This is a genomic window from Halomicrococcus pelagicus (genome assembly GCF_050954125.1).
Genome location: NZ_JBPBWC010000004.1, coordinates 222717 through 245683 on the forward strand (window position 1 = coordinate 222717; position 22967 = coordinate 245683).

The 22967-nt window shown below is 66.5% G+C and carries 20 protein-coding genes and 1 pseudogene; 9 read left to right on the forward strand and 12 right to left on the reverse strand.

Annotated elements, in window-relative coordinates:
* The first annotated feature begins 53 nt into the window (after positions 1-53).
* Positions 54-260: a heavy-metal-associated domain-containing protein gene (locus ACRYA2_RS10840; protein WP_433627614.1), complete on the forward strand. Its 207-nt coding sequence runs from the start codon at positions 54-56 to the stop codon at positions 258-260.
* Here ACRYA2_RS10840 and ACRYA2_RS10845 read toward each other — a convergent pair.
* Positions 242-2516, reverse strand: a pseudogene (locus ACRYA2_RS10845) (heavy metal translocating P-type ATPase). The gene ACRYA2_RS10840 and the pseudogene ACRYA2_RS10845 overlap by 19 nt on opposite strands.
* Before the next feature lie 716 nt (positions 2517-3232).
* Positions 3233-4027, reverse strand: coding sequence for a helix-turn-helix domain-containing protein (locus ACRYA2_RS10850; protein WP_433627617.1), 795 nt, complete (start codon positions 4025-4027; stop codon positions 3233-3235).
* 86 nt (positions 4028-4113) lie between these two features.
* Here ACRYA2_RS10850 and ACRYA2_RS10855 point away from each other — a divergent pair, with 86 nt between their 5' ends.
* Together ACRYA2_RS10855 and ACRYA2_RS10860 are read left to right on the forward strand one after the other, a co-directional pair.
* Complete coding sequence (locus ACRYA2_RS10855) at positions 4114-5331, forward strand: FAD-dependent oxidoreductase (RefSeq protein WP_433627620.1); 1218 nt, start codon at positions 4114-4116, stop codon at positions 5329-5331.
* A gap of 138 nt (positions 5332-5469) precedes the next feature.
* Positions 5470-5841, forward strand: a complete 372-nt coding sequence (locus tag ACRYA2_RS10860) for a hypothetical protein (protein WP_433627623.1) — start codon at positions 5470-5472, stop codon at positions 5839-5841.
* A 261-nt stretch (positions 5842-6102) separates the two neighbouring features.
* Here ACRYA2_RS10860 and nirK read toward each other — a convergent pair whose 3' ends face one another.
* From nirK to ACRYA2_RS10895, 7 genes are all read right to left on the reverse strand, one after another.
* Positions 6103-7173, reverse strand: a complete 1071-nt coding sequence (gene nirK / locus ACRYA2_RS10865) for a copper-containing nitrite reductase (protein WP_433627626.1) — start codon at positions 7171-7173, stop codon at positions 6103-6105.
* Between the two features lie 183 nt (positions 7174-7356).
* Positions 7357-9654: a nitric-oxide reductase large subunit gene (locus tag ACRYA2_RS10870; RefSeq protein ID WP_433627628.1), complete on the reverse strand. Its 2298-nt coding sequence runs from the start codon at positions 9652-9654 to the stop codon at positions 7357-7359.
* 267 nt (positions 9655-9921) lie between these two features.
* On the reverse strand, positions 9922-10149 hold the full coding sequence (locus ACRYA2_RS10875; protein ID WP_433627631.1) for a DUF2249 domain-containing protein: 228 nt from the start codon (positions 10147-10149) through the stop codon (positions 9922-9924).
* Positions 10150-10329: 180 nt separating this feature from the next.
* Complete coding sequence (locus ACRYA2_RS10880) at positions 10330-10710, reverse strand: cupin domain-containing protein (protein ID WP_433627633.1); 381 nt, start codon at positions 10708-10710, stop codon at positions 10330-10332.
* A gap of 99 nt (positions 10711-10809) precedes the next feature.
* The gene (locus ACRYA2_RS10885) at positions 10810-12141 is read right to left on the reverse strand and encodes a hypothetical protein (RefSeq protein WP_433627636.1); all 1332 of its coding nucleotides are present in this window, start codon (positions 12139-12141) and stop codon (positions 10810-10812) included.
* The gene (locus ACRYA2_RS10890) at positions 12138-12350 is read right to left on the reverse strand and encodes a DUF2249 domain-containing protein (RefSeq protein ID WP_433627639.1); all 213 of its coding nucleotides are present in this window, start codon (positions 12348-12350) and stop codon (positions 12138-12140) included. The genes ACRYA2_RS10885 and ACRYA2_RS10890 overlap by 4 nt, the downstream gene beginning before the upstream one ends.
* 172 nt (positions 12351-12522) lie before the next feature.
* Positions 12523-13062 (reverse strand): DUF7998 family protein, encoded by a 540-nt coding sequence (locus ACRYA2_RS10895; RefSeq protein WP_433627642.1) that lies wholly within the window; start codon positions 13060-13062, stop codon positions 12523-12525.
* A gap of 194 nt (positions 13063-13256) precedes the next feature.
* Between ACRYA2_RS10895 and ACRYA2_RS10900 the strand changes: the two genes are divergently transcribed.
* From ACRYA2_RS10900 to hemG, 3 genes are read left to right on the forward strand one after another with little or no spacing between them, the layout of a single operon-like run.
* Positions 13257-14342, forward strand: a complete 1086-nt coding sequence (locus ACRYA2_RS10900; RefSeq protein WP_433627645.1) for a radical SAM protein — start codon at positions 13257-13259, stop codon at positions 14340-14342.
* A 43-nt stretch (positions 14343-14385) separates the two neighbouring features.
* Positions 14386-14751, forward strand: a complete 366-nt coding sequence (locus ACRYA2_RS10905) for a hypothetical protein (RefSeq protein ID WP_433627648.1) — start codon at positions 14386-14388, stop codon at positions 14749-14751.
* 26 nt (positions 14752-14777) lie between these two features.
* A complete protein-coding gene (gene hemG, locus ACRYA2_RS10910; RefSeq protein WP_433627651.1) occupies positions 14778-16079 on the forward strand; it encodes a protoporphyrinogen oxidase in 1302 nt (433 codons plus the stop codon).
* On the opposite strand, the gene ACRYA2_RS10915 is transcribed toward hemG, so the two are convergent.
* The gene (locus ACRYA2_RS10915) at positions 16057-16680 is read right to left on the reverse strand and encodes a helix-turn-helix domain-containing protein (RefSeq protein ID WP_433627793.1); all 624 of its coding nucleotides are present in this window, start codon (positions 16678-16680) and stop codon (positions 16057-16059) included. The two genes, hemG and ACRYA2_RS10915, sit on opposite strands and share 23 nt — an antisense overlap.
* Before the next feature lie 113 nt (positions 16681-16793).
* On the opposite strand from ACRYA2_RS10915, the gene ACRYA2_RS10920 reads away from it, so the two are divergent.
* Positions 16794-17066, forward strand: coding sequence for a DUF2249 domain-containing protein (locus ACRYA2_RS10920; RefSeq protein ID WP_433627653.1), 273 nt, complete (start codon positions 16794-16796; stop codon positions 17064-17066).
* 232 nt (positions 17067-17298) lie between these two features.
* Here ACRYA2_RS10920 and ACRYA2_RS10925 read toward each other — a convergent pair whose 3' ends face one another.
* Positions 17299-18666: a hypothetical protein gene (locus ACRYA2_RS10925; RefSeq protein ID WP_433627656.1), complete on the reverse strand. Its 1368-nt coding sequence runs from the start codon at positions 18664-18666 to the stop codon at positions 17299-17301.
* Between the two features lie 210 nt (positions 18667-18876).
* Positions 18877-19230, reverse strand: a complete 354-nt coding sequence (locus ACRYA2_RS10930; RefSeq protein ID WP_433627659.1) for a hypothetical protein — start codon at positions 19228-19230, stop codon at positions 18877-18879.
* 345 nt (positions 19231-19575) lie between these two features.
* Between ACRYA2_RS10930 and gfo6 the strand changes: the two genes are divergently transcribed.
* Together gfo6 and ACRYA2_RS10940 are read left to right on the forward strand one after the other, a co-directional pair.
* Complete coding sequence (gfo6, locus tag ACRYA2_RS10935; protein ID WP_433627662.1) at positions 19576-20667, forward strand: D-xylose 1-dehydrogenase Gfo6; 1092 nt, start codon at positions 19576-19578, stop codon at positions 20665-20667.
* On the forward strand, positions 20643-22937 hold the full coding sequence (locus ACRYA2_RS10940) for a glycoside hydrolase family 3 N-terminal domain-containing protein (RefSeq protein WP_433627665.1): 2295 nt from the start codon (positions 20643-20645) through the stop codon (positions 22935-22937). The genes gfo6 and ACRYA2_RS10940 overlap by 25 nt, the downstream gene beginning before the upstream one ends.
* Positions 22938-22967 lie beyond the last annotated feature (30 nt).

Here is a 22967-nt window from a genome sequence, read left to right on the forward strand (position 1 = left end):
GGGCGCGAACCACGAGTAGCAATAGCTTTCGGCGATGCTCCCCAGGAACACGTATGACCCGAAAGCTGGTCCCGGTCACGGGAATGTCGTGCAGCAACTGCGAACAAACGGTCGAGAGCGCTCTCGGGAGGCTTGACAGCGTAACGCGCGTCGAGGCCGACCACGAGGACAACACCGTCGAGATAGTCGTCGATGACGACGTGGAGGACCGCGACATCCGCGAAACGATCGAGAGCGCGGGCTACGACGTTCCGGCGTAGTCGTCCGGCGTCTCTTCCGTCGCGGGTCCCGTTTCGTCACCCTCAACCGCGAAATCCGTGTTCACCTCTTCGCCGCCGAGCAGTTGTCCCACGAAACTGTTGGCCAGCACCGCCGACACCGATAGTACCATCACGATCATCGCGAACACCGGATGGACGAGGCCGGTCGTCGCGGCGGCGACGCCGATGCCGTTGAACGAGAACGCGGCGGCGAGATTCTGTCGCGTCTTCCGACGGCTCTCCGCACCGATCTCGTAGGCGTCCATCACGCCGCCGAGTCGCTCGCCCATCAGCACGATATCGGCGGACTCGATGGCGATGTCGGTGCCCGCGCCGATGGCGATGCCGACGTCCGCCTGCGTGAGCGCGGGCGCATCGTTGATTCCGTCGCCGACCATCGCCACGCGGTAGCCCAGGTCCTGCAGGCGGCCGATCTCCTCGCGCTTCTCGCCGGGGAGGACGTCGGCCATCACCCGGTCGATGCCGACCGCGTCCGCGACCGCGTTCGCGGTTCGCTCGTTGTCGCCCGTGATCACCACGGGCGTGACGTCGGCGTCCTCTATCCGCCGGACGGTTTCGGCGGCGTCGCTCTTTATCTTGTCGCCGATGCCGACCAGGCCGACGAGCGCACCGCCCTCCACCACGCCGGAGACGGTGAGCCCGCGGTGCTGAAGTCGCTCGATCTCGTCGCTCGCGGCCGAGAGGTCGACCCCTTCGGTTTCGAGCCAACCGGGCTTGCCCACCAGCACGTCCGAGCCGTCGACGGTGGCAGCAACGCCGTTTCCGGTCGTAGAGTCGAACGTTTCGGGGTCTCCGTACTCGACGCCACGTTCGTCGGCACACGCGAGGATGGCGGCGGCGAGCGGATGCTCGCTGAATGCCTCCGCACTCGCTGCCGCGGCCAGCACGTCCGCCTCGTTCCCGTCGAACGCCACGACCTCGGAGACCCCGGGCTCGCCGACGGTGACGGTGCCCGTCTTGTCGAGGACGACGTGGTCGACGTCCGGGAATATCTGGAAGGCGTCGCCACTACGCATCAGGATGCCCCGATTTGCGGCCTTCCCGCCGCCGCGGACGAGAGCCAGTGGAGTCGCCATACCGAGCGCACAGGGGTAGCCGAGGACGAGAACGGCGAGTGCGGCGAAGGCACCTCGCTGGACGTTTGGACTACCGCCCCACGTCGGCGGGGCGACCACCCAGAGCAGGAACGAGAGTCCCGCGACGGTGAGCACGCCGGGGACGAAGTACTCGAGGACGCGATCCGCGAGCCGGACGACCGCGGGCTTCGTCGCACGGGCCTCCTCGATTTCACGAGCGACCCGGTTCAGAAACGCGTCCTCTCCGGTCGCGGTCACCTCGACGAGGAGCGTCCCGGTCTCGTTCACACTTCCGCCGATCACCTCGTCGCCCGGCCGTTTGTCTTCGGGAGCGGACTCGCCGGTCGCCACGGACTGGTCGACGGTCGACTCCCCGTCGACGGGAACGCGTTCGCCGGGCTTGACCCGGACGCGGTCGCCGACAGCGAGGTCGGCGACGGCGACTTCTTCGACGTCACCCTCGACAGTGACGCGGCGAGCGGTGTCCGGTCGGAGGTCGAGCAGGTTCTGCACCGCCTGGGAGGCCCGCGTACGGACGAGCAAGCTGGTGTACTCCGAGAGGACGTGATAGGTGGTGATGAAGACCGAGACGGCGAAGAAGTGGACGGTCGGAAAGTCAGGGAAGACGGACAAACCGAGGAACCCCCCGAACAGCCCTGCGAACGCCCCCGCCTCGAGCAGCACGTGCTGGTTGAGGATGCCCCCTGCGGAGGCTGTTGTACGCCTTCTCGATAATGTAACGCCCCGGCCCAAACACCGTCCCGAGCGCGACCGCGAGCGTGACGAGGTCCATCGCCAGCGACTCGGATTCGAAGCGTCCCGTCACGAGTATCATCCACAGCATCAGCGCGGCGGTGGTGATGGAGGCGCCGCCGGCGAGCAGGAGTCGGCGCTTCCCGTCGGCGAGTTCCACCCGTCGTTCCTCGAATCGCTTCCGCTTGTTCAGGTCACGAATCGTGTATCCCAGGTCGCGGAGCGTGTCCTTCAGTTCGACCTCGCTTAGCGTCGCCTCGTCGTACCGGACGAGGACCTCCTCGTGGGCGAGGCTAACGTCGACGTCTTCGACGCCGTCCGTCCGGTCGTACGCCTTCTCGATGCTCTCGGCGCAGAACGAACAGGCCATGCCACCGACGTTGTACTGTTTCTGTGTCGTCCCCACCGTACTTTCACGTCGCCGTGTGATACCCATAACCATTACGACGTGAATCGTCGCGCGTCGCTGCCAGCGGTGCCGTCTGCGCACCAGCGTCTCGGTGTCCCACGTATCGCTCGCCGACGATCGAATGGCATCGGGACGGCGGGCCGCTGGGGAGGCGACGAGGTCGGAGAGTGTCGTTCGGTGGAGACCGTTCACACGTTTCAACGGAGTCGGAGACAGTTCAAAGAGTTCATCGGGCAAAACGATTCCCGGTGTCTAATACCACCCCGTCCGACTCCCGAAGCGCATCCGACAGTCCGACGGCGTCTGTGACTCGCGCCGACGTGGAAGTCGGATGCAGATGCGGTGATGACAGAAGCCACCCGTCGCCTGCGCCCACCGCATCAGGAGCCCCCTGCGCCCGTCGGTCGCTTCGACCGACGCTCACGGCTACCCACCCGCCGACGACGCTGTCATCCCCCCGCCGCTTTCCGGCGGAGTGCCCCGACTTCCGCCGTCCGTCTCTATCGTCCCGAAGAGTCCCGTCGCGGGTCGGAAACCGGAACTCCACACCGGGCGGTACGAGAGCCACCGACACCTGCTGGCGAGCGAGCCCGTTCGGGACTGCACGGGCGTGAGTCCGGTACCGCAGCTGTTCCGCCCACCGGGAGTTCTCGTCTCTCTTCAGGACTACGGACGGACGAGGCGAGTGCCTCGGCAAGTAGCGCCGATGCGGTTCACTCGGGGACTTGCAGCGGTTCGTAGATGAGTATGGTGTTGGTGCTCCGGACGACGACGAGCTTATCGTCGATCGTGAATCGGACTTCGACGTGGCTCCGTTTGTCTGCACTCGCGTCGATGAGCGCGTCGAGTGCATCCGGATCGAGATGATCGTACAGGGTGAGTGTCGTCTGACCGTCGTGTTCGCCCGCAGTCGTAGGTGCGATTCCGACGACGTCTGCTACGTCTTCGTGCGTCGACTGCCTGGGCGCGCTGTAGTATCCGACTTCGACTGCCGCCTCGAGCACTTCTCGTTGGCGAGTCGTCAGCAGTCTCGTGAACGAACTTTCGTCCGGTTCGTAGATACCCGTCTCGACGACCTCGAACGCAAGGGCGGTCTCCTCGACGACGTCCCGAAACAACGCCTGAAAGTCCGGGTCACTCCCCAGATGAGTTATTCGAAGCGACCCATCGGTGTTGATTTGAATCGGCATCTCGATGATGACATCCGATTCGCGTCCGAGTTCCAGGATTCGTCGCGTCGAGGGCGTCGGCTCGAACTGGCTCACCGCCATCCAGCGTTCCTCCCCGGAGACGAGATAGTCGACAACGTAGGGCGAGTCTCGCATGATCTCCCGATATCGGTCCCGGTCACCGCTCCCCTCGGCGAGCAACAGCACCGTACCGTCTGCGAGGAGTTCAACGTGGTGAATCGCTTCCCGCTTGAGCGATGGCTCCTCGGCGAGTTCCTTTCCGAGCGGATGGAACGTGCCGTTCTCGGCCGGGTGAGCGAGGACCGTGAGATATCGCATACGCGCGGAGGCAAGCGCCGACTGGACTTAAAGAATCGTGCATGACTTGCAGTCGGCGTTTCGCAGTCGACGACGAACGGAGACACATGGGACACACGGGAGAGACGCCCGACGTCGCGGTCGTCGGTGGCGGCATCTGCGGGCTGACCACGGCACTCGCGCTCGAACAGCGGGGTCTGGAGCCGACCGTCTACGAGGCCGCCTCGGAATATCGACCCATCGGTGCCGGAATCCTCCTGCAGACGAATGCGTTGTTTGTCTTCGACCATCTCGGTGTCGTCGACCGCATCCGTGCCGAGGGAGTTCCCCTCGAGGACAGTCAGATTCGGTCCCCGAGCGGACGGGTTCTGAAACGATTCGACCTAGACAGGGTCGAACGGAACGACTTCGGCTACGGCTACGTCGCGATACACCGGGCCAACCTGCTGCGGATACTCCTCGACGAACTGAACACCGAGGTCGAAACTGGAATGGCGTGTACGGCGGTGACCGACACGGACACGCCGACAGTCCGGTTCGCCGACGGGACGCACGTTCACCCGGACGTTCTCGTCGGGGCGGACGGCATCGACTCCGCCGTTCGCGACGCGGTCGCTCCGGACGTCGAACTGCAAGCGATGGACGGTATCGTCTATCGGGCCATCGCCACGCTCGAACTGCCCGAGCAATACCGCGCTCTGGGATTCGAGATATGGGGCGAGGGAACCTACACCGGTGGTGCACCGCTCGACTCCGACCGGTTCTACTGGTTCGCGACGGCACCCGAGCGACTGGCGGAGGATACGACCGACCCACGAGAGACGACCTCGGCGCTCCGCGACCACTTCGCTACGTTCCCCGACCCGATTCCATCCGTCGTTGAATCGCTCGACGAGAACGACGTAATCGTCACCGATCTGGAGGACGTGCCGCCACTCGAACGATGGTATCGCGGGTCGGTCGTCGTCGCCGGTGACGCGGCCCACGGAATGTTACCGTTCGCCGGACAGGGTGCGGCTCAGGCGATCGAGGACGCACTCGCGCTGGCCCACTCGATAGATGCACACGCGGATCGGTCAGCAGCCTTCGCGACGTACGAATCCGAACGAAAGCCCAGAGCCGACCGGATTCGGTCCGAGTCGGAGAGACTGGGGAGGCTCGGGACGATGCAATCGAGCATCGGCTGTCGGGCGCGCAATCTCGCGTTCGAACTGCTTCCGGACTTGCTCTTTCGACGGAGTCGGCGACGACGAGTATCCGGTACCTGGCTCCCCGAGGCCGCTATCGAGGAACACGATGCCAGCACCCGCGTTGCTCCGGACTGACGGTCAAAATGAGACTAGAGCGCGTGTCGTCCGAACTGCGGCTTACTCACGACCTCGGAAGAGGGTAACACTGTGGGTTCGGACGAGGCACGGTCAGTGGGAAGCGTTATGAAACAGTCATTTCTACATACATGTGTTATGTCAGATGTTACGACATCGGACCGGGGTGATCCCACAGCACCAGGCGAGAAGAGGTTCGCGGACTCGCCCGGCCACCAGACGACCGCGTTCTTCCTGGTGACCCTGCTCGTATCGTGGGGGTGCTGGGCCCTCACCTACGTCGCGTTGCCCAGCGGCGAGTTGACACAGGTTCATTTCGTCCCGGGCGCGTTCGGGCCGATGATAGCCGTGGCCCTCGTCACCTGGGCGAGCGGGGGTGACCTCCGGGCGTGGGCGGCACAGATCGTCGACTGGCGGGTTTCGCCGCGATGGTATCTCGTCGCGCTGGGGCTCCCCATCGTGCTTACGGTCCGGGGGCGTCACGGCCGGAGTCGCACTGGCGAGAGCTGAACCGCGACGCCGGACAGCCCCGCGACCGCACCCCGGCCTTGAAGCGCCGGTTACGGCGGCGTTCGGTCGGGGGTAGTGGAACGGACCGCGGAGGCTGGGAGCTGCGAAGTAGGTCGCCGTGATGACGACGAGTTACGAACGGTGCGCAGACGGGGCGGCCCGTTCGCGGACGACTACGAAGAGAGGAGAGGTTCGAAACGGCCACGAAAGCGCGTGAGAGCACCCGGTCTCGTGCAGTCGGAGCGACGGACGAGAGCTGGCTTACTTGCCCGGGTTGGGGTCGAACACCTCCGAGTTTTCGGGGCCGTCGGCCTGGACGATGGCCATACAGCCCTTGCGAGCGACCCGGGTCAACGAGTGGTCGACCAGCTTGAAATCACCCGGAACCGGGAAGTCCATCGTGGCGACGGTGGTGCTGCCGGGCGCGACCTGTTTGGTCTGGATGTGGGTCTGGGGTCGCGTCGTCAGCGATCCCTCGGGCCAGAGCTTCTTCCAGACGTTGCCGATGGGGTGGAAGCTACTGGTGAGGTTCGGCCCGCCCGTGACGAAGTACACCCGCGCGGTGTCGCCCGTCTCGACCTTGGCGGGGCCGTACTTGTCCGGCGTGCAGGCGTACTTCTCGCCGTTTATGACGACGTACGTCGGTTCCTCGCGGCGCATCGCTCCCATGTCGAATTCGTGTTTCCCCTTCTTGCTCGCACGCTCGTTGGTGTATATCTCGTGTTGGCCGAAGTAGAACTCGTGGTCTACCTCCGGCAGGCCGTCCTCGGGTTCGACGAGGATGAGGCCGAACATTCCCGCCGAGATGTGCATGTCGAGGTTCGGCACGGCGCAGTGGTAGATGTACGCTCCGGGGTAGGTCGCCTTGAACTTCAGGCGGGCGGTCTCGCCCGGCGCGGTCATCGTGGCTTCGGCACCGCCGCCCGGTCCCGCGGCCGCGTGGAAGTCCACGTTGTGGGGCAGGTCGTTCTCGGCGGGATTGTCGAAGGTGAGGTTGACCGTGTCACCCTTCCGGACCCGGATGAGCGGGCCGGGAACCTGACCGTTGTAGGTCATGTACTTGAACCGCACCCCGTCCTCGATTTCAGCCGTGACCTCCTCCGGACGGAGGGTAACGTCGACTTCCTTCGGCTCGGTTCGGCTTATCGGCGACGGGATGTCCGCCGGGTCTGCAGCGACGCGACTGGCCATCTTCTGCTCGTTCATGGTTGTCTCCGTCTGGGTTTGGGTCTGGGTCGCTTCCGGGGTGGAACTCGTCGAACAGCCGGCCAACGAGGCCGCACCGCCGAGACCGATTCCCTGCAATACCGTGCGCCGATTGAGTTCTGGCATCGAGAGTCACCTCACACTTACAGGTAGTTTCTTACATGTATTGAAGCGGACATCCGATTCTCAGCCCGCTGGAAGGCTGCCGAACGTATTCGCACCGTTCCCGGAGTCTGGGAACCTGCGGCGTATCCCGAATACAATCGGACGACGTGACGAAAGAAGAACCCAAAGGCGAGCCGAGTGCAGTCAGTCGTCGCTCTCGACGACCGACCCGGCCACCACGGGAGTGTCGGCGGGGTCGTCGGTCGGCGTCGTCTCGCCACGGTTCGACACCTTCTTCACCACGTCGTAGCCGAAGATGACCGTGCCGAGAATGACCAACGTGTCACCAGGCATCCGGAGCCAGAACAACAGTTGGACGAGGTCGCCCTCGTAGAACGCCAGGCTCCGGGCGGCGTCGTAGCTCTGGGTGAACGCGACCTCGAGCTGGAGGAAGCCGACCGGAAGCAGGCTGATACCGACCATCAGCGCCAGTCCCAGATTCCAGGCCCAGAACGCCCGCCGGAGGTTGGTCTCGTCCCACTTCGCTTCGGGCACCGCGATGCGGAGCATGTAGGTCACCATGCCGAGCGCGAGGAAGCCGAACGCGCCGAACATCGCAGCGTGGGCGTGCGCGACAGTGAGGTAGGTCCCGTGCTCGAAGTAGTTGATGAACGGGAGGTTGATGAAGAACCCGAGCACGCCCGCACCGACGAAGTTCCAGACGCCGCTGGCGACGATGAACATGAACGGCAGCGTGTAGGGGAACCGCTCGCCGCTCGTCGACATCGCCCGGTACTGGCCGATGGCCTCGTAGAGAATGAAGACGAGGGGGATGAGTTCGAGCGTCGAGAAGGCGCTCCCGATGGGCACCCAGAAGTCGGGCTGGCCGACCCACCAGTAGTGGTGCGAGACGCCGATGACGCCCGTACCCATCACCAGCAGGGCCTGGACCATCACCGCCTTCTCGGCCGAGCGCTTCGAGAGAAGGTTCATGCTGACCAGCGTGACGCCGACCAGCGCGACGATGAAGAACTCGAAGGCCCCCTCGACCCACATGTGAACGACCCACCAGCGCCAGAACTCGGTGACGACGATATTGGTCTGGGGCGTGTAGAGGAAGCCCGCGGTGAACAGCAGAGCAATGGAACCGCCCGCGTACAGAATCATGTGTGCGAGGCCCCACTTGGGTTCGCGGTCGAGCAGCGGCTTGAGTCCCCGCGCGACCAGCGTGGCCCACGCGAGGAAGCCGACGAGGATGCCGACCTGCCAGAGACGACCGACTTCGAGGTACTCCAGCCCCTCGTTGCCGAGGATCCACCAGAGCGCGTCGCCGAAGTACCCCTTCGCGCCGAGCCAGATGCCCGCCATGGCGCCGACCACGACCACGACGAGAACGCCGAGCAGGCGGTTTATCCACTTGCCCTGCTCGCGGGGTTCGCGACCAGTCAACAGGGGCGGAAGGAACAGGCCCGCGCCGAGCCACAGCGTCGCGATCCAGAGGATGCCGAGGTCGATGTGCCACGTCTTGGCGATGGTGAACGGCAGGACCTGGAGGATGTCGAAGCCCAGCATCTCGCCGAGACCGAAGAAGGCGTCGCGCTCGATGTAGAAGTGCGCGAGCAGGCCGCCGAGCAGGACCTGCGCGAGGAACAGACCCGCGCCGACGACCGCGAACCGGAGCGCCGCGGCCTGTCCCGGGAACAGGTTCACCTCGTCGGGCCGGGGCACCGTGACGCCCTCTGTCTCGGGTTCGGGGAGTTCGATGGACTTGTACAGCCAGACGCCGAACCCGGCCCCCGCGACGAGCAGAATCATGGCGATGACGCTCCACGTCATAGACGCGCCGGTCGCATCGTTACCGGCCGCCGGCTGGTAGGGCCACTCGTTAGTGTAACTGTGGTCCGCGCCTGGTCGGTCGGTGTGGGAAATCCACGCCGTCCAGAGCGCGAAGTCGGCGAACCGCTCGGCCGCCTCCTCGCTGTCGATCATGTTCGTCGGGACGCCGCGCTCGTGGCTCCCCTCGTGGTAGCGCTCGACGTACACCTGCGTCACCTGCTCGTGGGCGTACGCCTCTGCGGCGGAGTACTCGATGTCGGACGTGGGGTCGCCGTCGGTGAGGTCCGACTTCACCGCCACGTCCACGGTGGCCTGCTCACTGGCCGAGAGGCCGTCGTACGAGTCGGCGCCGTACTGTTCGTCGGCGTAGTACTGGCGCATGAACTTCACCTTCAGGTCGAGCGTGTCGGCGGTGAAGTCCTCGCCGTAGTACGCCCCGTTGCCCAGTATCGACCCGTGGTTCATCAGTCCGTCCGACTGGAAGGTCGTCTTGCCCGCCCGCACTTGCTCGGCGGTGACCACCGTCTCGCCGTCCGGACCGACGACTTCTTTCGGGATGGGCGGAGCCTGCTCGTAGGAGTACCACGCGCCGACGCCCATCACGAGTAGATTCAGGACGAAGACTGTCGCCAGTATCTTTCCAAGTGTGCTACGTCTCACTCTCATACACGTCGGAGTTCGTCGACGTGGGGCTTTTAACCGGAACGCGATTCCTGAAAATTGGGAAGGCGTCCGAACGTGTTCGTCCCAGCCTTGGGTCCCGTGTTCGACCTCTGCCTGCGACTGTCGAGGAGGTGAGGGGAAGAGGGTCGAAACGACGTGGAGAGGGACGTGCGCGACGCTATCTGGTCGACGTTCAAAATAGGACGGCGGTGACGGCGATTCGAACCCGTCGTACCGCTCGCGCGTCGTGGGCGACTGGTTTCCAGTCGACTACTGCTTGGGAAACTTGGCGACAAACTTCTCGGCCGCCTCGCGCTCTACCTCGTAGTTGTCGGCGTCGAACGACTCCACCTCCGCCTGCATCTCGTAGAACAGTGGTTTGGGTTCGTGGTCGTTGACGATCTCGAGGACCTCACCGCTGTCCATCTCCTCGAACGTCTCGTGTATCTTCGGGTGGCGTTGCGGCGGCGGAATTTCGCGCACGTCTAGCGTCGGCATACACGTACACTGAGACGGACCGGCCTATTCGGGATTCTCCCGAACCTGTTCGGACCGCGCGGCGGAGGAGCGTCTGGAAACCGTGCGCTCCGAGCGAGGCCCCCGCGTCGGACTGACGAACATCGTCGCCGTACGCAAACGCCGGGAGAACCGGAGGTCGATCCCCTGGAGGAAGTCGCGTTACGCGTCGGCGTCGGGGTCGAACGCTCCCTTCCGCAGCCCCTCGAGCACGGGGTCGTGTTCCGCGTCGGTCGGCGGCGGGGCCGTCACGAGCGTGGCCTCCAGGCGCTCGTCTCCTGCCTTCACGCCTCGACGCTCCCCTGCGGGAACGACCACCACGTCGCCCGGTCCGACATCGTGGTCGGTCTCGCCGTCGCGAACGACGCCCCGGCCGTCCTGGACGGTTATCGCCACGTCGCTGTCGGGTGCGTGGACGGGAATGAACTGCCCCGGTTCGAAGTAGCCGAGGACGACCTTCATCCGGTCGCTCCGGAAGACCGACCGGGCGCTGAACTGCTCGTCGTCGTACTCCCGCTCCGCGTCGAAGTCGGTGGCGACCATGTCAGAACCGTGGCGCGAGTCGGTCGTGGAGGCTTCGCCGAACGTGTTCGGTCCACGGCAGCGATGGTTTCGTCGAGAGAAGCGAACCATGGAGGTCCCCTAGTCCGCGTCGGGGTCGCTCCCGGCCTGCGCGAGGAAGCCGACACGGAGCGACTCGGGGCCGTGACGGACGACGACGCCGACCAGATTCAGCGCGAACACCGCGAAGCCGAGGGTCGCCACGACCCCGCCGACGAGACGGGCGATTTCGACCTCCGCGACCCCACCGCCGACGACCAGGGCGAGACCGCCGAGGGTCGACCAGAAGTCCGCCGCGGCGAGCCGGTCGTCGTAGAGGTCGTCTATCATCGGCACCGGTTCGAGACCCACGCGGTCGCTGTACTGGCGGACCCAGACGATGAAGGGGACGACGTGGTAGAGCGTCCCGAGCAGGACGAAGCCGACCACCACCGCGAGCAGGAGGTGGGTCGCGTCGGGCGGTCCGAAGGTCGCCGCCGGGTCGGTCGGGTCGGCGACCCACGCCGGCAGCGAGACGAGCGCCCAGACGACGAGCGCGAGCGCGACGACCGCGTACCTGGAGAGCATCGGCGTCCGCGCGACCCTGGTCTCGTAGAGTTTTCGTCCGAAGACGACCGCGAACGACAGCAGACTCGCCAGCACGAGCAGCGCGCCGATTCGAGCGGGCCACTCGGCCGCGAACAGACGTCCGCCCGCGAGCGCGACCACGCCGACCGGGTAGCCCACCTCCTCGAACCGCCGCAGGGGCGCGTCCATGCCGTGGAGTTCGGTCTGGGTGAACATCGTCGCCAGCTGGTAGAGCGCGCCCACGACCGTCGTGAGCACGACGCCGAACACCGCGAGCGTGGCGTGAGCGGCGACGACTCGCGGACGGGCGAGTCCCGCCGGAGCCAGCGTGGGCCGGACGAAATCGAGTGCGAGGACGAAGCCGAACGCGGTGACGACGGCGACGTAGCCGAGCGCGAGCGCGAAGTGACGCTCGGTCACGTCGAGGCTCTCGGCCTGCCGGAGCGTCCGGGCGACGTTGTAGACGAAAGTCCAGAACCCGGCGAGCATCAGCCCGCCGGCGACCGCGAGCCAGTCGAGTCGCCCCGATAGCAGCAGGCCAGCGAATCCGGCGACGCCAGCCGCGACGAGCGCGAGCTGGGCGACTGCGAGCCGCCGTGAGTGGAGGTCCACGCCCGACCAGACCGGAACGAACTGGGTCATCGCACCCATGATGGTGATACAGACCCACCCGACCAGCAAAAGGTGGACGTGGGCCAGCCCCGCGAGTCCACCGTCGAACCCCGCGGCCGAGGCTACACCGAGGGCGCTCCCCGCGAGCAGGAACGCGAAACCGACGAGGAAGTGGCCCAGGGGCACCGTCATCGGCGGGCCACGGTCGGCGTCGACGCCTGCGGGGACGGTCATCGTGGCGTTATCTCGACGCGCCACTCGTCCGGCCTGGTCTGCTCGGTCTCGTGGTCGAAGCCCCGCTGGTCCAACGCCGCGTACAGCGGTTCCGGCTCGAAGCTGTTGACGAGCACCAGCGTCTCGCCGGCGCTCAGTTCGTCGAGCGCCGACACGATATCGCTGAACGGTTCGCCCTCGATTTCACGCACGTCAAGTTCTCGTGGCATGTGTCACTCTCTGTGAGACGTCGGTCTATCGGTTGTCCCGACCATGTTCGACCGGGCACGGCAGAGACCACGAGCGCGCCTCACAGACGTTCGGCCGACCACATTGTTCCGGAGCGGCCTCGCAATCGCACGACAACGTCGCGACCACCGACCGACGGCTCGATCCGCCACCTCAGAACGGGGGCGACGGACCCTCGTCGGCGTTCGAATCGGGAGGGTCGCTCTGGTCACGAAGCCGACGTTCGAGGTCGCGGAGTTTACCGTTTATCTCGGTGCTCTGCTGGTGCATCGGTGCGACGGCGACCGACACCCGGTCGTAGTCGTGACGGTCGCTCAGTCCGTTCCACGCACGCAGTGCGCCGACCGTGAGGCTGTCGCTCTGCGGACAGAACTTCGTCGTCGGGGTGAACTCCGCGAGCAAGACGTTTCTCTCTCCAGGGGCAACCGCGTACCGGAACCCGGCACCGGGGTGGCGCGAATCGAGGTTGAGGCGCGCGAGGTTGTAGCCGAACGTCGCGTCGTAGACGCCCCGCTCTTCGAATATCTCGCGCGTGAGTCGATGGAAGTCGACGTGGTCGTCGCCCGTCAGCACGTCGGTTCCCTCGAGGAACGGACCGGGTTCGGGCAGGTGTCGGGGGACGAACTCGTCGTAGTCGTCGAAGGTTTCGTCGCTGGCATCCTCGCTAGCGAACGGGCGCGGGAATCCGGGCATGTGTGTGAGTAGGTCGAGGCGTCCGGTATCGGTGGTCCCGAACACGTTCGGACGGGATTTTCACCCGGCAGGAATCGGAGCTACTGCCATTTACGTACCCCACGAACCCCCGACCGATGACGGAACGCGATACGCTCAACCGACGGACGACATCGAAGACGAGGGACGCGATCGTCGCGGAGTGAGTCACTAGCATGTCCACACCTGCGAGCAAGTCCGCCGGACCACCGCCACGCGTAGACACGGCCGAACGCCCCTTCGTGCTGATATGGGAACTCACGCAGGCCTGCGACCTCGCCTGCGAACACTGCCGGGCCGACGCTCAGCCCGACCGCCACCCGGACGAACTCTCGACGACGGAGGCGAAGCGCCTCCTCGACCAAACTCGCGAGTTCGGGGAGAATCAACTGGTCGTGTTCTCCGGCGGTGACCCCCTGAAGCGCAACGACGTCGTCGACCTCGTGGAGTACGGAACCGACGTCGGCCTGAGCGTCACGATGACGCCGAGCGGCACCGCCTCGCTGACGCCCGACGCAGTTCGCGAACTCGCCGACGCGGGTCTGCGCCGGATGGCGGTCAGCATCGACGGTGCGACGGCCGACAACCACGACGACTTCCGGGGCGAACCGGGAAGTTTCGACGAGACGTTACGGGCCGCGTGTGCCGCCCGAGACGCGGGACTGCCGCTGCAGATCAACACGACGGTCTGTCGGCAGACCGTCTCGGACCTGCCGAAGATAGCCGACCTCGTGGCCGACCTCGGAGCGGTCCTCTGGAGCGTCTTCTTCCTCGTCCCGGTCGGACGGGGGGCGGCGTTGACGCCCATCTCGCCCGACCGGGCCGAGCGAGTGATGGAGTGGCTGGTCGACACCGACTGGCCGTTCAGCGTCAAGACGACCGAGGCACCCCACTATCGCCGGGTCGCCGTCCAGCAGACCGAGCGACCGCCGGACCGACAGATGGGTATCACCGCGGGTGACGGCTTCGCCTTCGTGAGTCACGTCGGCGAGGTCTACCCGTCGGGGTTCCTCCCGCTATCGGCCGGAAACGTCCGCGACCGGAGCGTGGTGGACGTCTACCGGGACTCGGAACTGTTCGAGTCCCTCCGCGAGAAAGACTCCCTTCGCGGGAAGTGTGGCGCCTGTCCGTTCCGCAACGTCTGTGGCGGAAGTCGGTCCAGAGCCTACGCCTACACGGGCGACCCGCTCGAAAGCGACCCTCTCTGTTCGTTCGTTCCGGAGGGGTACGACGGACCGCTTCTGTGGACGGACGTCGAGTGACGTCCGTCGCTGACGTTCCCGTCCGTCGGGCGTCGAGACGAACGTGTTCGGGACAGTCGATTCGGGAGTCGAAGCCGAATCCGGGTTCGTGACCCGACTCGCAGCACGGTGCGACCGGAAAACCGCCGACGAAGATGCCCTTGACACCCGAGAGGTGGCCGACCTGGTCCGCGACCGGGCCGAGCGAATCCGTCGCCGGGAGCTCCAGACTGCGCTCCGACGGCTGGAGACCTGCGGCCAGGTGGCGCCCGAGGACCGCCAGACGGTGTCCCGCCTCTCGGCCCGGATTACCGACGCGCTCGTCGAACGCTGGGTGGCGAATCTGGCCGACGACGGCGTCGACCACGCGGTCGCGCTCGAACTGCTCGCCGACGGCGAGGAGACCCGAACACGTTCGGAGATGGGATAACCGGCCCTCGCTCCCCGTTTTCGAGTATGAGAGTCGGCATCGTCGGCGGCGGCATCACGGGACTGGCGGTCCACCACTATCTGCAGGCGTCGGGCGTCAAGAGCGTCCTCTTCGAGGCGGCCGACGAACCCGGCGGCGTCGTCCGGAGCGCCGAAATCGAGGGGCGGGTACTCGACTTCGGACCCCAGCGAACTCGCCTCACCCCCGAGGTCGCCGGACTCGTGGAGTCGCTCGGACTGGCGGAGGAACTGCGGGAGGCCGACGACGTCCCCCTGTACGTCTACCATCACGGGACGCTTCGGCGGGTGCCTCAGACGCCGCGAGCGGCGGTGACGACCGACCTGCTCTCGTGGCGCGGGAAGGCCCGGGTTCTCCTCGAACCGTTCACCGGCCCGGCCCGCGACGGCGAGACGGTCGAGGAGTTTTTGACCCGGAAGTTCGGGGACGAGGTCGCCCGGTACTACTTCGGACCGCTCTATGGGGGGATCTACGGGTCACGTCCCGGAGAGATGCCGATGGAGTACTCGCTGTCCCGGGCGCTCGACTCGGCCGGCATCGAGGGAAGCGTCCTGACGTCGGTCGTCCGGAAGTTCCTGAACGGCCGGGAGGTCCCGCCGATCACCTCGTTCGACGACGGTCTCCAGCGATTGCCGGCGGCACTCGCCGACGCTCACGAGGAGAGCGTCCGCCTCGGAACCCCGGTGCGGGCGGTGCGCCGGGAGGGACCGGGGGCGAGGTTCGTCCTCGAAACGCCGGCTGGCGGGACGGTCGCGGACGAACTCGTCGTCACGACCCCGGCCGACGTGACCGCCGGTCTCCTCTGTGACCTCGCACCGGACTCCGCCGACGCACTCCGAACCCTGAACTACAACCCGCAGGTCGTCGTCCACCTCCACTCCGAGGCCGGCCTGACGGGTGCAGGGTATCAGATCCAGTACGACGAGGAGTTCCGGACGCTCGGCGTTACGTGGAACGCGAGTCTGCTGGACAGGGACGGTGTCTACACCTGTTTTCTCGCCGGGTCACGGAGTCCGGAGATGGTCGAGTGGAGCGACGAGCGCCTGGCAGCAGTGGCGGTCGAGGAGTTCAAAGAAGTCACCGGCCATCCGGCGCGGGTACTGTCCGTGCATCGACTGGAACGCGGGATGCCCGCCTACGACGCGAGCTGGACCGCACTGGACGGGGTTTCGACGCCCGACGGCGTTCATCTGTGTACGAACTACACGTCGCGGGCGGGGATTCCGGGCCGGATTCGGGAGGCGAAGGCGACGGCGGAAACCCTGGCCGAGCGCCAGACCGCCGACGTCACCCCTCGCTGTACTCCTTGATAATCTTCTCCTCAACGCGGTGCAGGACCTCGCTGGCGGTCGATTTCGCCACTCCTGCCTCCTCGGCGAGTTCCGTCAGCGAACACTCGCGCGGGGTGTCGTAGTACCCCGCCTCCACCGCGGCGTCCAGCAACTCCTGCTGACGGTCGGTCAGTAGACTCTCGGAGTCGACCATCTCCCGGACGTACTCCACGTCGAAGGACATCCCGAACGCCTCTAGTTGCGTCGTGAACGCCGAGAGACGGTCGCGCGAGGCGGTTATCTCGATCTCCGCCACGCCCTCCTGCACGGTAAACGGAAGTTCGAGCGGTAGCCCCGACTCCTGCACCGAGAATAGCAGTAGCGGTTCGGTCGTCTCGAACTCCACGAGCGCGGTCTCCTCGGAGGCCTCGTGGAGTTCGAGGCTCACGACTTCCTCGTCGTCGTCCATCGCGCGCACGACGGCGGGCAGGTCCGACGACGTGATCTCCAGCAGGCCGACGCCCGTTTCCTCGGCGGGCAAGGCGGCGAGCACGCGGAACTCGGCGTTCGGATGGGTCGACGACACCTGATGAATCCATACGTCTTCTGGGAGCGTGATGTGCAGTTTCGCGGTCGGCATCTGTACGTACATGTTCGGACCTCGCGCTCCCATAAGTCTCCCCGAACACGTTCGGGAAGTCGTCGAACGTGTTCGGGGCAACGGTCGTAGCGGTACGAGTCGTCGTTCGGACTATGCAGACCGACGTCACCGAAGCGGCAGTCGACCGGACTCGTGCTCCGACCGAACGACCACGCGAGACGCTCGACGTCCGAGCGCTCGGCCCGCCGAAACCGCTGACGCGGACGCTCGAAACGCTGGCCGACCTCGACGAGCTGACGGTGCTGATGCAGGTCAACAACCGTGCGCCCCAACACCTCTACCCGAAACTCACCGAGAGAGGGTACGAGTACGAGACCATCACGGACGACGGCGTGGTGGTGACTGCTATCTGGCAGACGAAGTGAGTACCGCGGAGACCACCTCCGTTACTGATGGTCGACGTCGGTCCGGTGAGCGGACGAGAAACGCAGGCCCTCTGTCGTGCCATCACGGCATTCGGAAGGGACGCGTCACGCGTCTGGAGCGATGAGCCGCGGGAGAACGAGTTCGGCGGTCAACAACCGGTGGAGTGTTACCGTCCAGGGGGTTCCCGGCGGACGCGTCTCGATGGGGGTCCCGAACGCGAAGGGACACGTATCACGCCGTCGACCGTGGTTCGGTCGTCGCCTCCCGCTCGGCCCGTCGCTGGATCCCCCGGAGCATCTTCCGCTCCATGACGAAGTGAGCCGGTTCCCAGAAGAGGTAATCGACCGCGTCGAGGAGTCGTGGACGTCCGGCCAGGGGACCGATCGAGGACTCGGCCGGCTTTGACCGCATTCGGGCCAGAAGCCGCGTCGTATCATCGCCGACCGGTTCGAGGACGAACGCCCACGTCCACGCCGGCGACTCGCCCGGCGGCCGGAGGACGAGCGCCCGTTCGGGGTCGAGACGGGCGACTTCGGGCGCCGACTCGGGCGACGATAGCGGGTAGTCGGGAGGGGCGAGCCGTACGACGTCGCCCTCCTCTAGGTCCTGATACTCCGGAACGATTCGCTCGACGTTGTGGATGTCCGCCCCGATAGCGTTCTCCAGCCAGTCGTAGCTGTAGAACCCGCCGCGGCCCTGCCCCATCTGGACGAGCCACGGCCAGACCTCCCCGGGGGGTGCGTCGATTTCGACCGCGTGCGTGACCTGTCTGGTCGTCCCCGCGAGCAGGTCGTCGCCGGGAAGCGATTTCCTCGCCTCCTCGTCGGTCGCTCCCCAGCGTCGGTGCCACGGCCTGACCAGGAAGTGGTACGTTCCCGCGAGCACCAGCACGGCCATCGCCGCGATTCGCCCGCGGGTCCAGGACGAACGGGGCTGTTCGCCGGTTTCGACGCTCCTCGCCGTCGTCTCGTGGGCCTGGCGCGCCCGCGTCTCGGCGTCGGTCGCCACGCGGTCCAGCGCGCGCGACATCAGGTACCCCGCGAACGGGCTGATGACCCGCCAGTACAGTCCGAAGTTCCGGCTGGCGCGTGCGTCCGTCGTCGCGGTGCGGGCCTCGTAGGAGAGCACCGTCCGGTTCTCGCCAAACGGCCGAACTGACAGGCTGATAGCGAGCTTCGCGTACCCCGGTTCGTCGAACGTCACGAACTCCTCGGGGTCGACCTGTCGCCACTCGATACTGGGCCGCCAGAACTTCCCGACGGCGCCGAAGACGAACTCCTCGCCCGGCGTTTCGTCCAGCAACGTCCACTCGTCGGTCTCCGGAACGTCGGCGAACCGCAATTGGTCCGGCGGAGCCTCCGGAGCGGTTCCCCGGAGCCAGTCCGAGAGCGCCACCGGCAGGTCGCGTAGCCGTCCGAGGGCGCGGACGACCGGCCCGAGGTCCAGCAGGTCGGCCGTCAGCATTGCCTCGTAGGTCGTCTCCGGGTCGGCGTCTACGACCGCGTGGCGAACTTCCGTCACGTCGTACTCCGGCAGGTACCTATCGACGAGCATCGACGGTTCCGCCTCGCTCGATGCTGGGTTCGTCGAGGGGTCCATCGTCCGTTCACCTCTCGCGGGGTACGGTTTCGAAGGTAATAGGTGGGACGGCAGTCCGATCGACGCGACGGTCCCCGAGTCGAGCGCTACGGCGCGAAACTCGCCAGCCACTGTCGACCACGGATATCGATAGCGTGGCAATAGATGTAGAAGAATCTCATCATAACCTTTTCCAGTCGAATATATTGTAAGCTTCGGTTCGTTTTCGCGCTACTGTTCGTAGACTGGGAGGAGTACTCCCCCGGACGACGTCGGCGGGTGGAGGGCGGAGGGAAGCCGTAGGACCCGGAGGGGACCGTTCCGGTAGCCGGCCTCGAGGCGAGTGGTCTCCTGAGTCGGGAGGCGGCGACCCCCTCGGGAAGTCCACGACGGCAGCAGGAACGCCCGTACGAGAAGCGAGGGCTGGGCGAGGAGACCGTCTCGAAGTCCCCTCGCGCCCGCGACGGGACCAGGTACGTAGTGACTGGCGTCGCGTCGACGCGTGCGCGAAGACTCCCCTTCGGAGCAGCCCTCCGGTCGGTCCCGTCCCTCGATGCCGTCCGAGTCCCTCTGAACCCGCGACATCGGCGAGGAGGACCGACAGGGCGACGAACCGGACGACGCCGACGATATCGCCAGTCCGTCCTGAAAGTGCCGAAACCGGCGTCGGCGACGAGTCCAGGTCGAAGAGCAGGCGAGGACAGCGCCGGCGTGGTGCCGGCGTCGCCGCGTCGTTTTTTCCGAGTCCGGACGACGCATCGAACGCTCGTATAACCTTCACGTATATCCAGTGTAAGCGTCAGGTTCGGGGGTCTCCCGGCGGAGGCGTCGGCCGTCCGGTCGCAACTGCCCGCCCCGGAGAGTTGCCGAGAGTCAGGAACGGACTCGGGCAGGGGTGGGCTTAATAGCCATGCCCCAGTGTCCCCCGACATGGAGCTAGATGCGCTTTTCGAGGATAGCTGTGCGCGCGACTGGGAGACGGTCGACGGCGAGGAAACGGCGGCGGTTCGGTTCGCCGTCATCGGCCTCGGCTGGTTCACGAAGGGACGCGCCCTGCCGGCGCTGGAAGCGAGTGACCGCTGCGAGCCGACGGTGATGGTCAGCAGCACGACCGAGAAGGCCGATCGAGTGGCGGCCGACACGGACGGCGCGGTCGACGGCATCGACTACGACGAGTTCCACGACGGCGTCGCCCGCGACGAGTACGACGCCGTCTACATCTGTACGCCCAACGCGCTGCACCTCGAATACGTTGAGACCGCGGCGGCGTACGGGAAACACGTCCTCTGCGAGAAGCCGATGGAACGCGACAGCGAGCGCGCCCGGGAACTCGTCGAGGCGTGCGAGGCGGCCGGCGTCGAACTGATGGTCGCCTACCGGATGCACACCGAACCGGCGGTCAGACGCGCGCGCGAACTCGTCGAGTCGGGGTTCGTCGGGGAACCGATGGAGGTGCGCGGGGACATGTCCCAGCGCTTGCTCGACCGTATCAATCCGGACCCCGACCAGTGGCGGCTCGACGAGGGGCTCGCCGGCGGTGGCGCGCTCTTCGACATCGGCATCTACCCGCTGAACACGGCCCGCTTCCTCCTGGACGCCGACCCCGTGGCCGTCACGGGCCGGACCGCCAGTACGCACGACGCCTTCGACGACGTGGACGAGACGGTGTCCTTCATGCTGGAGTTCCCCGACGAGGTGTACGCGTCCTGTTACGCCAGTCACAACGCTCGCCAGTCCAGCGGCATCACCGTGACCGGCACGGAGGGCCAGGTGCGCGTCGAACCCGCATTCTTCCAGGACCAGTCGCGGACGCTTCACGTCTCGCGGGGGGACAGTCGGTCGTCCATCACGCTCGAGAAGGTAGACCAGATGCTGGAGGAGTTCGACTACTTCGCCGACCGCGTCCGCGGTGACGCGCCGATGCACCCGGACGGCGAGCACGGTCTCATCGACATGGTGACGATGGAGGCCGTCTACGAGTCGGCGGCGGACCGCGAATGGGTCTCCACCGACCGGACATGAGCGGCGACCGTTCGCAGGACCCGACCGTCGACCGGCTTGTCGCCCGGATGACGCTTGACGAGAAGGTCGCCCAACTCGGCACCGTTCGCGTCGGAGCACTCCTGGAGGATGGTACGTTCTCCGAGGAGAAGGCGGCGGCCGAAATCGCCGACGGAATCGGACGCGTCACCCGGTTCGGTCGGGAGAGCGACCTCGGGCCGTGCGATCTCGCACGGGTTGCGAACGAGGTCCAGGCGTTCCTCGACGAGGAGACCCGTCTCGGCGTTCCCGCCATCGTCCGCGAGGAGAGCCTCTGTGGCTACGCGGGCAAGGGAGGAAGCACGTTTCCCCAGAGCATTGGCCTCGCGAGCACGTGGAATCCCGCGACGATAGAGCGCGTGGCGAACGAGGTCAGTCGCCAGCTCGAAGCCGTCGGCGTCGGCCTGACGCTGTCTCCCGTGGCCGACGTGGCCCGCGACTTCAGATGGGGGCGGACGGAGGAGACCTACGGCGAGGACCCGTTCCTCGTCGCCGAGATGGCCACTGCCTGCGTCGCCGGGCTCCAGGGACCAGACCGGGACGGCGTCTTCGCGACCCTGAAACACTTCGCCGGGCACGGTGCCCCCCGAGGTGGCCGGAATCGCGCGTCGGTCGACGTCTCACCCCGGGTCTTCCGGGAGCGCCACCTCTTCCCATTCGAGGCCGCTCTCGATGCGGGCGACGCCGCGTCGGTGATGGCCGCCTACCACGACGTCGACGGCATCCCGTGCCACGCGTCCCGCGAACTGCTGACGGACCTGCTGCGGGACGACTGGGGGTTCGAGGGCACCGTCGTCTCCGACGGCCGGGGTATCGAGATGCTCGCGACGGACCACCGGGTCGCGCCGAACCGGCAGGCGGCGGGCGTCCTGGCGATGAACGCCGGCATCGACGTCGAGGTGCCCGAGACGGAGTGTTACGGCGACGAACTCGTGGCGGCGGTCGAGGACGGTCGGGTGGACGAACGTCGCATCGACGAGGCCGTCCGGCGTCACCTCCGAGAGAAGGTTCAGTTGGGGCTGTTCGACGACCCGTTCGTGGACCCGACGGCCGCTCGGAACACCTTCGAGACCGACGCACAGCGCGCTCTCGCGCGCGAAGCGGCGCGACAGTCCATCGTCCTCCTGCAGAACCGGGGTGAACTCCTACCGCTCGATACGGACGTGGACTCGCTCGCAGTCGTCGGCCCGAACGCGGACGCACCGCGGAATCTGCTGGGGAACTACGCGTACGGAGCGAACGACGACAAGGACAGTTCCGTGCGCGTCGTTAGCCCGCTAGCGGGCATCAAGGCCGCCGCGCCGGACGGGACGGCCGTCACGCACGTCGAGGGCTGTTCGCTCACGGACGGAGCGGACGCGGACGTCGCCACCGCCGCGGACGCGGCGAGGGAGGCCGACGTCGCGGTGGTCTGTGTCGGAGGGAAGTCGGGCATCGACGTCGAACACGATTCAACGGGCACGTCTGGCGAGGCGCTCGACAGGGCCGAGTTGGGGCTGCCCGGTCGGCAACGTGAACTCCTGCAGGCGGTTCACGCGTCAGGGACGCCCGTGGTCGCGGTACTCGTCGGCGGGAGACCGCTCGCCGTCGAGTGGACGGCGGCGAACGTCCCGGCGGTCGTCGAGGCGTGGCTCCCGGGCGAGGAGGGCGGCAACGCCATCGCCGACGTGCTGTTCGGCGACGCGAACCCGGGCGGCAAGCTCCCGGTCTCGATTCCGCGTTCGGTCGGCCAGTCCTCCGTGGCGTACGACCGGAAGCCCGTCGCGTCGGACCACGAGTACGTGTTCGCCGACGCCGGCCCGCTGTACCCGTTCGGGCACGGGGAGAGTTACACGACGTTCGAGTACGGCGACCTCGATATCGACCCGGCGACTGTCACGCCGAGCGGGGCGGTGACCGCCAGCGTCGACGTCGCGAACGCCGGCCGTCGGGCCGGCGACGAGGTCGTCCAGTTCTACGCTCGAACCTCCGTCGCGAGTCGCGTTCGACCGTCCCGGTCGCTCGTCGGCTTCCGGCGCGTGTCGCTCGAACCGGGGGAGATTGCGACCGTCGAGTGCCACCTCCCGTCCGACCTGGTCGCGTTCTACGACCGCGAGGAACGACTGGTGGTCGAACCCGGGGACGTCGAGGTGCTGGTCGGGTCCTCGTCGGCCGACGTCCGGGCGTCGGAAACGTTCGAAATCCGCGGCGATACGACTCCAGTCACCGAACGACGGTACTTCAGCGACGTCACTATCGACGAGAGAGAATGAGAGTCTCGGGAGTGCATCGGACGGGCGTCG